At 64.3% G+C, this 14,008-nt stretch carries 18 protein-coding genes; 12 read left to right on the forward strand and 6 right to left on the reverse strand.

Going from position 1 to position 14,008, the window contains the following annotated elements:
• Positions 1 to 17 precede the first annotated feature (17 nt).
• The 10 genes from ACQR13_RS05985 (at position 18) to ACQR13_RS06030 (ending at position 8,312) form a co-directional block, all read left to right on the forward strand.
• Positions 18 to 854 carry an urease accessory protein UreD gene (locus tag ACQR13_RS05985; protein WP_434862655.1) on the forward strand — a complete coding sequence of 279 codons (837 nt, stop codon included), beginning with the start codon at positions 18 to 20 and terminating at the stop codon, positions 852 to 854.
• A 48-nt stretch (positions 855 to 902) separates the two neighbouring features.
• The gene (locus ACQR13_RS05990; RefSeq protein WP_315713828.1) at positions 903 to 1,205 is read left to right on the forward strand and encodes an urease subunit gamma; all 303 of its coding nucleotides are present in this window, start codon (positions 903 to 905) and stop codon (positions 1,203 to 1,205) included.
• Positions 1,206 to 1,335: 130 nt separating this feature from the next.
• On the forward strand, positions 1,336 to 1,641 hold the full coding sequence (locus tag ACQR13_RS05995) for an urease subunit beta (RefSeq protein ID WP_315713829.1): 306 nt from the start codon (positions 1,336 to 1,338) through the stop codon (positions 1,639 to 1,641).
• 4 nt (positions 1,642 to 1,645) lie between these two features.
• Positions 1,646 to 2,185, forward strand: a complete 540-nt coding sequence (locus tag ACQR13_RS06000) for an HD domain-containing protein (RefSeq protein WP_315825987.1) — start codon at positions 1,646 to 1,648, stop codon at positions 2,183 to 2,185.
• A 54-nt stretch (positions 2,186 to 2,239) separates the two neighbouring features.
• Entirely contained in the window at positions 2,240 to 3,955 is a 1,716-nt protein-coding gene (ureC, locus tag ACQR13_RS06005) for an urease subunit alpha (RefSeq protein ID WP_316169510.1), read from the forward strand.
• A 47-nt stretch (positions 3,956 to 4,002) separates the two neighbouring features.
• Complete coding sequence (locus ACQR13_RS06010; RefSeq protein ID WP_315713833.1) at positions 4,003 to 4,302, forward strand: putative quinol monooxygenase; 300 nt, start codon at positions 4,003 to 4,005, stop codon at positions 4,300 to 4,302.
• A gap of 42 nt (positions 4,303 to 4,344) precedes the next feature.
• Positions 4,345 to 4,962 (forward strand): urease accessory protein UreE, encoded by a 618-nt coding sequence (locus tag ACQR13_RS06015; protein WP_316201471.1) that lies wholly within the window; start codon positions 4,345 to 4,347, stop codon positions 4,960 to 4,962.
• Positions 4,949 to 5,671: an urease accessory protein UreF gene (locus ACQR13_RS06020; RefSeq protein WP_316201597.1), complete on the forward strand. Its 723-nt coding sequence runs from the start codon at positions 4,949 to 4,951 to the stop codon at positions 5,669 to 5,671. Before ACQR13_RS06015 ends, ACQR13_RS06020 begins: the two co-directional genes overlap by 14 nt.
• Before the next feature lie 68 nt (positions 5,672 to 5,739).
• A complete protein-coding gene (ureG, locus tag ACQR13_RS06025) occupies positions 5,740 to 6,363 on the forward strand; it encodes an urease accessory protein UreG (protein ID WP_315713835.1) in 624 nt (207 codons plus the stop codon).
• A 293-nt stretch (positions 6,364 to 6,656) separates the two neighbouring features.
• Positions 6,657 to 8,312, forward strand: a complete 1,656-nt coding sequence (locus tag ACQR13_RS06030; RefSeq protein WP_315713836.1) for a CHASE domain-containing protein — start codon at positions 6,657 to 6,659, stop codon at positions 8,310 to 8,312.
• A gap of 130 nt (positions 8,313 to 8,442) precedes the next feature.
• On the opposite strand, the gene ACQR13_RS06035 is transcribed toward ACQR13_RS06030, so the two are convergent.
• Together ACQR13_RS06035 and ACQR13_RS06040 are read right to left on the reverse strand one after the other, a co-directional pair.
• On the reverse strand, positions 8,443 to 8,991 hold the full coding sequence (locus ACQR13_RS06035) for a sigma-70 family RNA polymerase sigma factor (protein WP_006612137.1): 549 nt from the start codon (positions 8,989 to 8,991) through the stop codon (positions 8,443 to 8,445).
• Positions 8,992 to 9,228 (reverse strand): NepR family anti-sigma factor, encoded by a 237-nt coding sequence (locus ACQR13_RS06040; RefSeq protein WP_315713837.1) that lies wholly within the window; start codon positions 9,226 to 9,228, stop codon positions 8,992 to 8,994. It abuts the gene before it with no gap.
• A gap of 196 nt (positions 9,229 to 9,424) precedes the next feature.
• Between ACQR13_RS06040 and ACQR13_RS06045 the strand changes: the two genes are divergently transcribed.
• Complete coding sequence (locus ACQR13_RS06045; RefSeq protein ID WP_315713838.1) at positions 9,425 to 10,228, forward strand: response regulator; 804 nt, start codon at positions 9,425 to 9,427, stop codon at positions 10,226 to 10,228.
• Between the two features lie 78 nt (positions 10,229 to 10,306).
• Here ACQR13_RS06045 and ACQR13_RS06050 read toward each other — a convergent pair whose 3' ends face one another.
• The gene (locus ACQR13_RS06050) at positions 10,307 to 10,792 is read right to left on the reverse strand and encodes an energy transducer TonB family protein (protein WP_315713839.1); all 486 of its coding nucleotides are present in this window, start codon (positions 10,790 to 10,792) and stop codon (positions 10,307 to 10,309) included.
• Between the two features lie 378 nt (positions 10,793 to 11,170).
• Between ACQR13_RS06050 and ACQR13_RS06055 the strand changes: the two genes are divergently transcribed.
• Positions 11,171 to 11,611, forward strand: a complete 441-nt coding sequence (locus ACQR13_RS06055) for a hypothetical protein (protein ID WP_434862656.1) — start codon at positions 11,171 to 11,173, stop codon at positions 11,609 to 11,611.
• A gap of 91 nt (positions 11,612 to 11,702) precedes the next feature.
• Here the strand turns inward: ACQR13_RS06055 and ACQR13_RS06060 are convergent, their stop codons facing one another.
• From ACQR13_RS06060 to ACQR13_RS06070, 3 genes are all read right to left on the reverse strand, one after another.
• Positions 11,703 to 12,146 carry a hypothetical protein gene (locus ACQR13_RS06060; RefSeq protein ID WP_316169505.1) on the reverse strand — a complete coding sequence of 148 codons (444 nt, stop codon included), beginning with the start codon at positions 12,144 to 12,146 and terminating at the stop codon, positions 11,703 to 11,705.
• A 102-nt stretch (positions 12,147 to 12,248) separates the two neighbouring features.
• A complete protein-coding gene (locus ACQR13_RS06065) occupies positions 12,249 to 12,620 on the reverse strand; it encodes a DUF883 family protein (RefSeq protein ID WP_315713842.1) in 372 nt (123 codons plus the stop codon).
• 80 nt (positions 12,621 to 12,700) lie between these two features.
• Positions 12,701 to 13,819, reverse strand: a complete 1,119-nt coding sequence (locus ACQR13_RS06070; protein ID WP_434862657.1) for an AI-2E family transporter — start codon at positions 13,817 to 13,819, stop codon at positions 12,701 to 12,703.
• Positions 13,820 to 14,008 lie beyond the last annotated feature (189 nt).

Below are 14,008 nucleotides of genomic sequence, written 5' to 3' on the forward strand. Positions count from 1 at the left end.
CCCAGGGGAGGGGATCGATGCGGGCCGATCCCGCCAGCGCCGCTGCCGACATCTTCGAGGCCAACCGCGCCCGAGGCGCGGTGTGCTTCGACGTGCGGCTGCAGGATGGCATGACGCGGCGCCATCATCTGCATGAATCCGGCTCGCTGCGGGTGCGCTTTCCCTCGCCCGAGGACGACGGTCTGTCGGCGATGTTCGTCAACACCGCGGGCGGAATCGCCGGCGGCGACCGCTTTGCGATCGAGGTCGCGGCCGGCGAGGGCAGCCGCGTCACGCTGTCGAGCGCCGCGGCCGAAAAGGTCTATCGCGCCGCTGGCAAGCCCGCAGAGCTCGATATCGCGCTGACCGCCCATGCGGGTGCCCACATCTCCTGGCTGCCGCAGGAGACCATCCTGTTCGACCGCGCTCGCATCCATCGCCGGATCGACATCGACCTTGCCGATACCGCCTCGCTGTTGTTGTGCGAGATCGTCGTGCTCGGCCGCACGGCCATGGGCGAGCGCATGCGCGAGGGCGAGTTCGTCGATCGCTGGCGGGTGCGGCGCGGCGGCAAGCTGGTGTTCGCCGAGACGGTCCGCCTCGACGGCGACATCGGCGACAAGCTGGCGCAGCCGGCCATCGCCAACGGCGGCGCGGCCATCGGGACCGCGCTGATCGTGCCGGGCGACGCCGCGCTGGTCGAGCGCATCCGAGAGAGCCTGCCGGCCTTCCGGGGAGAGGTCGCGCTGTCGGCCTGGAATGGATTTGCAATGGCCCGCTTCTGTGCCCAAGATGCCGCAAGCCTGCGCGCCGACATGATGGCGGTGCTCGGCTGTGCTTCGAATGGACCGCTGCCGCGGCTGTGGCTCAACTAGACGTTTACCAACTGATGACTACCAGAAGACCATCACCAGAGAGTCCGCATGAACCTGTCTCCCCGCGAAAAGGACAAGCTCCTGATCTCGATGGCCGCCATCGTGGCCCGCCGCAGGCTCGATCGCGGCGTCAAGCTGAACCACCCCGAAGCGGTCGCGATCATCTCCGACTTCATCCTGGAAGGCGCGCGTGACGGCCGCACCGTGGCCGAGCTGATGCAGGCCGGCGCCCAGGTCCTGACCCGTGACCAAGTGATGCCCGGCATCCCCGAGATGATCCACGACATCCAGGTCGAGGCGACGTTTCCGGACGGCACCAAGCTGGTCACGGTGCACGAGCCGATCCGGTGAAGCGAGCCCAACTCTTTCGGTCGTCATGCCCGGGCTTGACCCGGGCATCCACGCTGTTCGATCTGAATGGAAAAACGTGGATGGCCGGGTCAAGCCCGGCCATGACGCATGGAAACCTGCGAGGTAACTCATGATCCCCGGCGAACTCTTCATCCAAGACGGCGAGATCGAGCTCAATGCCGGCCGCAAGACCGTGACCCTGTCGGTCGCGAACACCGGCGACCGGCCGATCCAGGTCGGCTCGCACTACCATTTCTTCGAGACCAATCCGGCGCTGAAGTTCGATCGCAGACGCGCGCGCGGCATGCGGCTCGACATCGCGGCCGGCACGGCGGTGCGCTTCGAGCCGGGCCAGACCCGCGACGTGCAACTGGTGGCGCTCGCCGGCAAGCGCATGGTCTACGGCTTTCGCGGCGACGTCATGGGCAAGTTGTAAGCCGATGCTGACCGGATTACGCCTTGTCTCCGAAGCCGCCGAGCTGGCGGCGCGCCGTCACGCCGGCCAGCAGCGCAAGGGCCGCGACGAGGAGCCTTACATCAATCATCTCGCCGAGGTCGCAAACATCCTGTCGGCAACCTGCGACGGCGAGGACGCCGAGCTCGTCGCGGCAGGCTGGCTGCACGACACCATCGAGGACACCGATACGGCCGCTGACGAGCTGGCGGAGCGCTTTGGGCGTCGTGTCGCCGACCTCGTCGTGGAAGTCACTGATGACATGACCCTGCCGAAGAGCGAGCGGCGCCAGGTCCAGGTCATCGCCGCGCCCGGCAAGTCCGCTGGTGCCAAGCAGATCAAGATCGCCGACAAGATCAGCAACATCCGCGCCCGCATCTTCTTCGAGCCGGACCTGGAGCAGCAGCTCGAGCTGATGGAGTATCTCGGCTGGGCCGAGCAAGTCGTCGCCGGCTGCCGCGGTGTCAACGCGCGGCTCGATGTGCTGTTCGATGAGACGGTTGCGAATGCACGGGGAACGCTGTGAGCGGATCGCCGGCGTCTCGACATCACGACAAGTAGAGCTAATTGGGGGCCACCGATGTCCGTCAAGATCAAGCGTTCCGTCTACGCCGACATGTTCGGTCCCACGACCGGCGACAAGGTCCGGCTCGCCGACACCGACCTGATCATCGAGGTCGAGAAGGACTTCACTGTCTATGGCGAGGAGGTGAAGTTCGGCGGCGGCAAGGTCATCCGTGACGGCATGGGACAGTCGCAGGCGACCAACAAGCAGGGCGCCGCGGACACGGTCATCACCAATGCGTTGATCGTGGATCACTGGGGTGTCGTGAAGGCCGACGTCGCGATCAAAGAGGGCATGATCAGCGCGATCGGCAAGGCCGGCAATCCGGACATCCAGCCCGGCGTCACCATCGTGATCGGCCCCGGGACCGACGTGATCGCGGGCGAGGGCAAGATCCTCACCGCCGGCGGTTTCGACAGCCATATCCATTTCATCTGCCCACAGCAGATCGAGCACGCGCTGATGTCGGGCGTCACCTCCCTGCTCGGCGGCGGCACCGGCCCGTCGCACGGCACCTTCGCGACCACCTGCACGCCCGGCCCGTGGCACATCGGGCGGATGATGCAGTCGTTCGACGCCTTCCCTGTGAACCTCGGCATCTCCGGCAAGGGCAACGCCTCGCGCCCGGCCGCGCTGGTTGAGATGGTCAAGGCCGGCGCCTGTGCGCTGAAGCTGCACGAGGATTGGGGCACGACGCCGGCGGCGATCGACAATTGTCTCTCGGTCGCGGACGATCACGACATCCAGGTGATGCTGCACTCGGATACGCTCAACGAATCCGGCTTCGTCGAGGACACCATCAAGGCCTTCAAGGGCCGCACCATTCATGCCTTCCACACCGAGGGCGCGGGCGGCGGTCATGCGCCTGATATCATCAAGGTCGCCGGCCTGAAGAACGTGCTGCCGTCCTCGACCAACCCGACGCGGCCGTTCACGCGCAACACCATCGACGAGCATCTGGACATGCTGATGGTGTGTCACCATCTCGACCCGTCGATCGCAGAGGATCTCGCCTTCGCCGAGAGCCGCATCCGCAAGGAGACGATCGCGGCGGAGGACATCCTGCACGATCTCGGCGCGCTCTCGATGATGTCATCGGATTCGCAGGCGATGGGCCGGCTCGGCGAGGTCATCATCCGGACCTGGCAGACCGCCGACAAGATGAAGAAGCAGCGCGGCGCGCTGCCGCAGGACAAGGGCAAGGACAACGACAATTTCCGCGTCAAGCGCTACATCGCCAAATACACGATCAACCCGGCGATTGCGCATGGCGTGTCGAAGCTGATCGGCTCGGTCGAGAAGGGCAAGCTCGCCGACCTCGTGCTGTGGTCGCCCGCCTTCTTCGGCGTCAAGCCGGACTGCGTCATCAAGGGCGGCACCATCGTCGCCGCGCCCATGGGCGATCCGAACGCCTCGATCCCGACCCCGCAGCCGGTGCATTACCAGCCGATGTTCGGCGCGTTCGGCAAGTCGTTGACGGCTTCGTCCGTGATCTTCACCTCGAAGGCGGCCATCACCGGCGGGCTCGCCCGCAAGCTCGGCCTTTCGAAGAAGCTCTACGCGGTACAGAACACCCGCGGCAGGATCTCGAAGAAGAGCATGATCCACAATGATGCGACGCCCAACATCGAGGTCGATCCGGAGACATACGAGGTGCGGGCCGACGGCGAGCTCCTGACCTGCGAGCCGGCCGAGGTGCTGCCCATGGCGCAGCGCTACTTCATGTACTAAGCTTCCGCCCGGTACCAGAACCAGAAAAGTACCGGGAGGACGTGTTCGTGATCTATGTCGTTGCCACCTTGACCATCAAGCCCGAAACCCGTGCGGAATTCATCGCCGCTGCGGCTGCCTGCATTGCGGGGACCCGCAAAGAACCCGGCAATATCGCCTATGATTTGCATGAGAGCGTCACCGACCCGAGCAAGATGGTCTTCGTCGAGCAGTGGGAGAACGCCGAGGCCTTGGTGCCGCACCGCGCGACCGAGCACATGAAGACGTTCGGGCGCGTCGCGGTCAAATGCATGTCGGCCCCGCCGAAGATCGAGATCATCACGCCTGAGAAGGTCGATGTCCGCTGAGCGGAATAAGAGTGAGCGCAATAAGAGAATGAGAGTTTCAGCATGATCCGCGCGACACGCGTGCTCGGGCAGCATCGTTGGAAGGAGGCTGCCGCCGATTCCGTCCTGCTCGATTTCGATGACCGGCACCGGCGGCGGCTGGTGATGACCGGAACGCGTGGGCTGGAGTTTCTGCTGGACCTCGAGCACGCTACCGCATTGCGCGGTGGCGATGCCCTGGTGCTGGAGGACGGCCGGCTGATCGAGGTCGTGGCGGCGGCCGAGCCGCTGCTCGAGATCCGGGCTTCCGATCCGCATCATCTGGTGCGGCTGGCCTGGCACCTCGGCAACCGGCACCTGCCGACGCAGATCATGGCCAAGAGCCTGCGGATCCGCCGCGACCACGTGATCGAGGCCATGGTCAAGGGTCTCGGCGCGCGCGTCATCGAGATCGAGGCACCGTTCGATCCGGAAGGCGGCGCCTACGCCGAGCCCAGCCATGCGCACGGCCATGATGATCATGATCACCATGGCCACGATCATCATCACGATCATGCCGGGCACGATCACGCGCATCACGGCCACGACGACGGCCATGCACATGATCATCACGTGCATGACGAGCACTGCGGCCATGACCATCACGATCACGGTCATTCCCATGCTCATGGGCACAAATGAGGAGGGGGCTCGGCCGGCTGCAATCAGGGCCGCGGATTCGGCTGCGCTGTATCGGCTGCTGACATGGCTGTCGCCGGCGTTTCCGATCGGCGGCTTCTCCTATTCGAGCGGCATCGAATGGGCCGTGGAGGCAGGCGACATCGGCGATGCGGGGGAGCTGCGCGGCTGGCTCGCGACGATGCTGACCAACGGCTCCGGCTTCTGCGACGCGGCTTTCCTCGCGCACGCGTATCGCGCGGTCGAGCTCGACGATATGGCCAGCCTCCGCGAGGTGGCCGAGCTTGCGGCCGCGTTCGTACCGTCGCGCGAGCGTCAGCTCGAGACCACCGCGCAGGGCCGGGCCTTCATCGAGATCGCGCGGTCCGCCTGGAACTGCGCAGGCCTCGACGAGGCGGTGGCGCGCTGTGAGACCATCGTCTATCCGGTCGCCGTGGGGCTGGTCGGCGCGCTTCACGGCGTTCCTCTGGGACCCCTGCTGCACGGCTTTCTGCACGCCCTGACGTCGAACTGGATTTCCGCCGGCAGTCGTCTCGTACCGTTGGGGCAGACCGACAGCCAGCGCGTGCTCGCCGCGTTGGAACCGGTCGTCGCCGCGACGGCGGACCGCGCTCTGCTCGCCTCGCTCGATCACATCGGCGGCGCAACGTTCCGCTCCGATCTCGCAAGCCTTCATCACGAGACGCAATATACAAGGCTGTTTCGGTCGTGATGAAGCGGGGCAACGGCTGCTCGATCACGGCCCCGCGCGGTCGCGCGCACGGCAGAAGGATAAATGACATGGCATCGTCTCACGGTCCGCTCCGCGTTGGCGTCGGTGGCCCGGTCGGGTCCGGCAAGACTGCGTTGATGGATCTGCTCTGCAAGTCGATGCGGGAGCACTACGACATCGCTGCGATCACCAACGACATCTACACCAAGTGGGACGCGGAGTTTCTCGTTCGCTCGGGATCGCTGACTCCGGATCGTATCGCCGGCGTGGAGACCGGCGGCTGCCCGCATACTGCGATCCGCGAGGACGCGTCCATGAACCTCGCCGCCGTGGCCGACATGCGAGCCAAGTTTCCCGGACTCGACCTGGTGTTGATCGAGTCGGGCGGCGACAACCTCGCCGCAACGTTCTCGCCGGAACTCGCCGATATCACGATCTACGTCATCGACGTCGCGGCGGGCGACAAGATCCCGTCGAAGGGCGGACCGGGTATCACCCGCTCCGACCTTCTGGTGATCAACAAGATTGACTTGGCACCCCATGTGGGCGCTTCTCTGGAGAAGATGGAGACGGATGCCAAGCGCATGCGCGGCTCACGGCCCTTCGTCATGACCAACCTGAAGAAGAGCCAGGGGCTTGACCGGATCATCGGCTTCATCGAAGCCAAGGGCGGTCTGAAGCCGTCGGCCTGAGCGCGGGGACGGATCTGCGTCGCACGGCTCTTCGTTGCTCGATGCGTCTGCTGGAATGACCGACGCAAAAAAGCCTCATCCGGCCGGAACAACTTGAGCCCTCGGGTGTTGCCTCGACCCGGGGTGCGCCTTGCCCAAGGCGTCTCGGCGCCGATGCACCGGTATCCTGGGATCGCTATCCGCTGATCGCTCCGATCACTTCCGATCGCCCCGAGGTGCGTCCTTGAGTTGCAGGCCCGGTTATTGGATGACTCGTCTCCTCCTTCGCCAACCCTTTACTTCAGAGTGAACGAGTGCTCCGGCTGGGTGTCATCATCGGTTTGATCGCGCTGGTCGGGACGGCGCTGTCCGGCTTGGCCGCCTATCGCGTACACGACCAGGAGCTGGCGCTCGATCGCATTGCGCTGGCCCGTGCCATCGACGTCCATGCCAGCCTCGTCCAGGACCGGCTGACCGAACGTGAGCTGCTGGCCCGGGTGGCCTCCGGGCTGTTCCGCGCTCCCTCCGTGATCAAGGCAAATATGCTGGAGCCGCTGCGATCGTCGATCTACGCGTTCAAGACCGACTTCGTGGTGGCATCGTGGATCGCACGGCTGCGGCCGGATGAGCTCCCCATCGCGCAAGCCGAGCTGCGTCAGGCTGGCTTCCCGAATCCAACCATTCGCAATTTCGACGACATGCCGCTCGGGCCGAACGTCGATCGTCCGTTGGACGTTCTGATGGATCTCGAGCCACGCAATGCCGAGACCTCGAAGCTTCCCGGTATCGCACTCGACCGGCAGCCGATCGTCGGACCGATGCTCGCGCGTGCCATGGCCGAGGGCAAGCCGGTCGCATCCGATCCCACTCCGCTGGTGCGGAGCGATGGTCCGATCGGGATCGTGCTGGCAGCCCCGGTCGTCCCGCAAGGTGCCACTGCGCCGGCGGGCTTCGTGACGTTTTCCTACGAGATCGGGCCACTGCTGCTCACCAATGACGATCTGTCGTTGTTCTCGGTGGCGTTGAAGGATCCGCGCAACGCCTCGGATGAGCTGGTTGCCAACGATCAGGGGGCGGTGACGAGCCGGACCCGCAGGCCGGACGATCCTGCTCCGTCGTCGACCCGCACCGTGGCCTTCGGCAATCACGACTGGTCGCTGGTCTATTACGCCAAGGGCAATGCGGTCCGGCGCGCGCAACAGACCGCGGCGATCGTCGGCGTCATCGGGATGGCGCTGACCGGTATCATCTGCGGCCTGTTCGGCTACGTCGCCTACAACAATCTGCGCCTGAGCCGCGAAATCCAGGTGCGGATCGGCTTCGAGCGCCGACTGACGGCGGTCATCGACGAGCTGAACCACCGGGTCAAGAACATCCTGGCGGTGATCCAGTCCATCGTGACGCGCACGCTGCGTCATGGCAGCGACATGGACGTCGCACGCGAGCTGCTGATCGGACGGATCCATGCGATGTCGAACGTCGTCACGCTGCTCAGCGAGAGCCAATGGCAAGGCGTGCAATTGCGCGGACTGTTCGAAGCTCGCGCGATCCCGCATGCGGACAGGATTGCGGTCAACGGACCCGACATCACCGTGAGCGCGCGTGCCGCGCAGAGCCTGTCGCTGCTGTTTTTCGAACTCGCCTCGCACTCGGACGAAGGCCTCTCGCTCGTGGGAAAGCACCCGCACATCACCGCCAAATGGGAGGTGACCGGCGAGGAGCCGAATGCCGTCTTCCACTTCCGTTGGGAGGAATTGAACACCAGTGAAGCAACGCGGCGGCCGGACAGCGATTTCGGACTGATCCTGCTCGATCGCGTGGCACCGGAGGCGCTCGGCGGCACGTCAAAGCGCTTCTTCACCGAGGCGAGCTATGTGTATGAGCTGACCGCTCCGATGGAGACGGTGATCGACATGACCGAGCGCGATCGCACCGAGCAGTTCTCCGCGCCGGTGCATCCGGCGCGATAGCCGCAGCGCTCGTCGGCAAACAGGATGCCAGGGCGCACGATGCCCGAGTGCAAGTGATCAACAACAACAAGAAGAGGCGGCTCTTTCGCGAGCCGCCTCTTTGCTGGTTCGTTTGCGACGGCTTGGCTGATCAGCCGCCGCTGCCGCCGATCACCGCCCGCACGGTCTCGTCCGGGCCGAAATCCTCGGCGCCTTCGACATAGAGCAGCGCTGCCAGCTTCGAGCGCGCGCGGTTCACGCGGCTCTTGATGGTGCCCACCGCGCAGCCGCAGATCGCTGCCGCATCCTCGTAGGAGAAGCCCGATGCACCGACCAGGATCAGCGCCTCGCGCTGGTCCTGAGGCAGCTTCTCGAGCGCCGCGCGGAACTCCTCGAACTCGAGATGCGCGCCCTGCGAGGGATGCGTCTTGAGCGTCTTGGCGTAGTTCCCTTCGGCATCCTCCACTTCGCGCCGGCGTTTTCGGTAGTCGGATCGGAACAGGTTGCGCAGGATCGTGAACAGCCAGGCAGGCAGATTCGATCCTGGTTGAAACGAGTCGATGTTGGCCAACGCCCGGAGCAGGGTTTCCTGCACGAGGTCGTCGGCACGATCGCTGTTACCACTCAAGGAAATCGCAAATGCGCGAAGGCTGGGGACGGCCGCGAGGATATCGTCCCGCAAGGAATCAGTGAGAGGCATTCACTCCCTCCCGTCGGTTTGGTCGTTGGATCCCCCGCCGTTCTCCACGTGGGACTGTGCTGCCGGCGCATCAAGCTTCCGCACCAGATCCGCGAAGCGGTCCGGCACTCCCTGACGGACGACGTCGTCGTACATCGCGCGGAGTTGATGACCGATTCTGGATTGAATTTCCGCGTTCAGTCCGCCGGGCTTGCGCGGTGCCGCATTCTTGCTGGCTTGAGACTTTACATCTTTCATGACCTTTTCCACGTTTCCCCGAGAGTTAAGTCCCTGAAGCTTCAAGAATTATTCTCGCCACCGAGAGGGTCTGTCGGGAACTAATGCGACGGGGCGATAAAAGTTCCACGCGTTTGGGGAACTTTTCGTCGGTTCGGGCGTAATCAGCCCATCATGGAACCCGGGCGGGAAGCCCAGATGACCGAATGGAGTGGGGATGAGCCGATCACAGCTTGTTGCTGAACATTTGCCGCTGTTGCGCCGGTATGCGAGGGCCCTCACCGGTAGCCAGGGTTCCGGAGACGCCTATGTCGGAGCGATGCTCGAGGCGCTGATTCAGGATCCCGCTCTGCTGGACGAGCGCTATGGCCCGCGGGCTGCGCTGTTCCGGCTGTTCACGCAGATCTGGAACTCGGTGGCGCTCAACGACGACGCCGAAGTGGCGACTCTGCCGATGCCGCCGGAGCGGCGCCTCTCCAACATCACCCCCTTGCCCCGCCAGGCCTTCCTGCTGCTCTCGCTCGAGGGGTTTCCCGAGGAGGAAGTGGCCTTCATCCTCGACATCGACGTCGCGGAAACCCGCCGGCTGGCGGATGCAGCCGGACGTGAGCTCGCCGCCGAGATCGCCACCGATGTCCTGATCATCGAGGATGAGACCTTCATCGCGATGGACCTCGAGAGCCTCGTCAAGAACCTCGGTCACAACGTGATCGGCGTGGCCCGCACCCATGCCGACGCGGTGGCTCTGGCCAAGAACAAGAAGCCCGGTCTGATCCTGGCTGATATTCAGCTCGCAGATGGTTCGTCCGGCCTGGATGCCGTCAACGAGCTGCTGCGCACCTTCGAAGTGCCGGTGGTCTTCATTACCGCCTATCCGGAGCGCTTCCTCACGGGTGAGCGGCCCGAACCGGCGTTCCTGATCTCAAAGCCGTTCCAGCCGGCCATGGTGTCGGCAGTCGCCAGCCAGGCTCTGTTCTTCCAGCGCAACTCGCGCAACAGGATGCCGAAGCCGGCGGCCTGATCAAGCCGCGCGCACAACGTCGCCCCGGCGCGTTCCTCACGGAGCGCGCCGGATTTCGTTGCAGCATCGAAGACGAGATCAGCAGCCGCGGCACACGCCGTTGAGCCGTGCCTTCAGCGTCGCGTCATTCGGCTTGGTCTCTTGGAGCTTCAACGTTGTCTCCTCAAGCCGGATGATTGCGGACGTCCGTCGAGGCGCGAACACGATCGGCACGAGAAAAGTGAGATCGCCGTCCGCCAGTTCCGGCGGCGGTGGCGCAAATGGTTGGGCTCGCTCCACCATGGCGAGCGCTTCCCGGTCGAGCGCGGGGTCACCGGTCGTTTCGGCCAGCACCGCCGAGATCAGGTGGCCTTCGCGGTCGATGTGAAACAGGACCTTGGCCGTCCCGCCCTGATCCGAGGCCTGCAGCGGATAGCGACGCTGAACCTTCAATTGTGCGACGAGGTTCTTGATCCAAGTGTCCCTGGCGCCGTCGGCCGCTGCAATCCCGGGAAACAGGCACACGAGAACCAGCGCCAGTCCAAACCCTCTCCATACGCCGACGCGATCCAGCGAGCTCAGCATCCCTGCCCCCACGCGCGCGGACCATGAACGCAGCCGCGCTGCTTCAACATATAACCGGGACGAAAAGGGGATAAAGCGCCGCGAATGTCGGGGCCGCGATCTGACCGGAAGGGCGGATCAGAAAAGAATGCGGGGCACCGCCGGCATCACCACGGCGGTGCCCCGCGTCGCCGGTCAATGGGGCAGGGGGAATAACCGGCTGCCGAGATGACGCGCGACCCGAAAAGTCGTTCCGCGTGAGATCGAATTTTTTGACGCCATGAATTTGAAGAATGTCGCCGCAGTTTACACACGGTTAAGTGATTTGCCCGACCGAGAACCCAGTTCCTGCGACTTACGTTGGTATGCCGATCGCCTTGCGGCGAGGGGAGCAGAGACATGTCGCAGACCAAGAAGGTTATGGTTTTGGGTTCGCTTGCGGCTTCCGCGATGCTCGTGGGTGCAATGCAACTGGCTTCCGGCCATGATCTTGGCGCCAACCTGCCGCTTCAGAACTCCGCTCGCGAGACGATCGTCGCAACCGCGAATGACGTGAACCGGGCCGCCAAAGCTGACCGCGCCAAACAAAACGGTACTGCGGCGCCGTCGCAGACTGTGTCGATCAAGCTGGCAGCCTTCGCGGAGACCTCCTTCTTGGTGCGGCTTCCCTTCAACCCCACGGGTGTAAGCGCGAGTTCGTTACCATCGCCGCAGGGATCGCAGCTCATCACCACCGGCAACGAGCGGCAGGCCGTCAAGCATCCGGTGGCGTGCGAGCCGTCGGTGTCCGTGCTGACGGAGATCGCCAAGCGCCTGCAACCGGGACGGTGTGTGACTTAGTTGCAGCCCCTCGCACCAGGCCCGCGGCTCAAGCGGCGGATCAACGCCTGGCAAATGATAAAAGCCGTCCGATGACGGTCAGGGGCAGTCCTCACTCTGCGGGAGTTTGCTCCTCCGCGGCTGGGCGGCTGACCATGAATCCGAGCGCCAGACCGCCCACAGCCAGAATGGGAATCAGCCGCTTGATGCCAATCATGCGGACGATCTGCAGGCCGCTTGCCAACAACATCGGGTCTGCGAAAGCAGATTGGACTGCCGACCGCGCCGTTTCCGCGGTCCGCGCGGCACGACTCTCGATTGCGCGCTTGCGCGCCATGTAGCTGATTGCGGCCATCAACGTCACCACGAAGAAGATGGCGGCACCTGTGAGGCACGCGGCCACGAGCCCGTAACGATCCAGGACGGCGACAAAAGCTGCGGCGCACAGAAAGCTCGTGGTTACGAACAGTCCGACCGCTGCAGCGATTGCGAGCGATGTGAGCCGAACGGCATGCCCGGTCGATTCCTGGAAGTCCGCAATCAGGCGCTGCAGCATGTCATTCTCCTCCTCGTCTCGTTCATCTGCGCAACAAACTCAAATCGGCGCCGAAAACGCGGCGCCGAAACAAGACGACCTCTGGATTTCAGGGGCCAACCCTCAGCGTCTCCAGGCGGCGCCGATGAGAAATCCGAGTCCGAGCGCAAGACCCACAGTGGCGAGTGGGCGATGGGAGATCACGTCCTCGAGGCGCTCCTCCAGCGAGTTTGCGGCATCCTGGGCTGCACCAAACATCGCAGTGCCGCGCTCGGACATGTCGTCGAACGTCTGGTCTACGTTCTCGCGTGCCTGACGATAGCCGCTGCGGGCCTGCTTGCTGGCCTGCCCAGCGAAAGCATTGAGCGCGTCGGTGATCTGTTCGGTGAGAGCTGCGATATCGTTTTTCACGGCGTGGACATCCTTCTGCAGGCGTTCGTAGTTCGCTTTGTCGACGAGATCTTTCAGGGCGGTCTCACCGTCAGTCGGTGGCATGGCAAGCTCCCGGAGCAAGGTGATTGCGTCTGCTCGACAAACGCGGGGTCTCAGCCGAAGTTCCGACGGTGGAAACCGAATTAGTCTGCCGGCAGTTGCGGCGAGTCGTCCGGCAGCAGATGCTCCTTGACGATGAGGGCGACGATCAGGAGCGGCGAGGCAAGGAAGGCTCCCATCGGGCCCCACAGCCAGGTCCAGAATGCCAGCGCGATGAACACCGCGAGTGCGTTGAGAGCCAGCCGCCTGCCGATGATGGTCGGCGTGACGAAGTGGCCTTCCATGAAGGTGATCACGGCGAAGATGGCGGGCGCGACCATGCCGGCGCTCAAGGTCGGGAATGCGATTGCGCCGACCAGGACGAGCACCGCGAACATCGCGATCGGCCCGATGATGGGGATGAAGTTCAGCGTTGCCGCAAGCGCCCCGAGGCCGGCGGGATTGGGCATGCCGGCGAGGGCGCAGGCGAGGCCGGCTGCAATACCGACACCGGTGTTGATGAGCGTCACTGTCAGGAGGTAGTTGCCGAGGTGCAGCTCGAGCTCATTGAGGATGCGCAGCGTCCGCAGCCGTGCCTCGTGATCACCAAAGGTCATGATCAGCGCTCGCCGGAGATCGCGCCAGCTTGCGATGAACAGCACGAGCGTCGCGAAGAACAGTAGGAATTCGGTGAAGGTCGGCGACAGGAATTCGATCGTTGGCTGAACCCAATCGAACTTGGGGAGCTCCAGGCTGGCCGAGGCTTGTGCGCTTCCGCCGCCGACGGCCGCCTGCATTTCGTGCCACAGCGCCAGCGGTCGATCGAAGACGTGCAGCTTGGCCTTGAGCGTCGTGGCAAGCTCGGGAAGGCGATTGGTCCAGTCGAGCAGAGGCGCCGAAATCAGGCCAATGATGAAGGCGAGCCCGGTGGCAACGGCGATCACGATCAACACGGCGCCGACGCCGCGCGGCACGTGATGGCGTTCGAGAAAGTTGGCGGCCGGCGACAGCATGGTGCCGACCACGAAGGCCATGACGATCGGCAGGAAAAACCCCCGGGCGACATAGAGGACACCCGTCACGCAGACGGCCGTGAGGATGACGAGAGCGATGGCGACGACGTCAGCCCGCCTGATCACGGGCGGTGCTTCTTGGTGACTTTCATTCAGGGCTGAATCGTCGTTCCCGCTGGCGAGCAGCCGCTCGGTGGGAAGTACACGCACCATGAATCTCCCGATCGAGTCGTTCGCGCACAGCTCGCGTGGTGACGTTCTCGTCATCCAACAACCGAGGGGGCCATCCGGTTCCGTCGCGCAAACGTGAGAACTCATACGCTTGACTGACGCAGGGCGACCACACCGGGCCGGAACTACGGCGAGACGTTCGGCGTTTGGAAAGCAATCACGCATCGT

This window comes from Bradyrhizobium sp. HKCCYLRH3059, from assembly GCF_051168035.1.
Lineage (GTDB): Bacteria > Pseudomonadota > Alphaproteobacteria > Rhizobiales > Xanthobacteraceae > Bradyrhizobium.

Bases quoted from the DNA above. Each gene is read 5' to 3' on its own strand.
- ACQR13_RS06040 (WP_315713837.1), bottom strand. From the start codon at position 9,228: ATGAAAGATGTAAAGTCTCAAGCCAGCAAGAATGCGGCACCGCGCAAG.
- ACQR13_RS06060 (WP_316169505.1), bottom strand. From the start codon at position 12,146: ATGCTGCAGCGCCTGATTGCGGACTTCCAGGAATCGACCGGGCATGCC.
- ACQR13_RS06000 (WP_315825987.1), top strand. From the start codon at position 1,646: ATGCTGACCGGATTACGCCTTGTCTCCGAAGCCGCCGAGCTGGCGGCG.
- ACQR13_RS06015 (WP_316201471.1), top strand. From the start codon at position 4,345: ATGATCCGCGCGACACGCGTGCTCGGGCAGCATCGTTGGAAGGAGGCT.
- ACQR13_RS06020 (WP_316201597.1), top strand. From the start codon at position 4,949: ATGGGCACAAATGAGGAGGGGGCTCGGCCGGCTGCAATCAGGGCCGCG.
- ACQR13_RS05990 (WP_315713828.1), top strand. From the start codon at position 903: ATGAACCTGTCTCCCCGCGAAAAGGACAAGCTCCTGATCTCGATGGCC.
- ACQR13_RS06055 (WP_434862656.1), top strand. From the start codon at position 11,171: ATGTCGCAGACCAAGAAGGTTATGGTTTTGGGTTCGCTTGCGGCTTCC.
- ACQR13_RS06045 (WP_315713838.1), top strand. From the start codon at position 9,425: ATGAGCCGATCACAGCTTGTTGCTGAACATTTGCCGCTGTTGCGCCGG.
- ACQR13_RS05995 (WP_315713829.1), top strand. From the start codon at position 1,336: ATGATCCCCGGCGAACTCTTCATCCAAGACGGCGAGATCGAGCTCAAT.
- ACQR13_RS06050 (WP_315713839.1), bottom strand. From the start codon at position 10,792: ATGCTGAGCTCGCTGGATCGCGTCGGCGTATGGAGAGGGTTTGGACTG.
- ACQR13_RS06065 (WP_315713842.1), bottom strand. From the start codon at position 12,620: ATGCCACCGACTGACGGTGAGACCGCCCTGAAAGATCTCGTCGACAAA.
- ureC (WP_316169510.1), top strand. From the start codon at position 2,240: ATGTCCGTCAAGATCAAGCGTTCCGTCTACGCCGACATGTTCGGTCCC.
- ureG (WP_315713835.1), top strand. From the start codon at position 5,740: ATGGCATCGTCTCACGGTCCGCTCCGCGTTGGCGTCGGTGGCCCGGTC.
- ACQR13_RS05985 (WP_434862655.1), top strand. From the start codon at position 18: ATGCGGGCCGATCCCGCCAGCGCCGCTGCCGACATCTTCGAGGCCAAC.
- ACQR13_RS06035 (WP_006612137.1), bottom strand. From the start codon at position 8,991: ATGCCTCTCACTGATTCCTTGCGGGACGATATCCTCGCGGCCGTCCCC.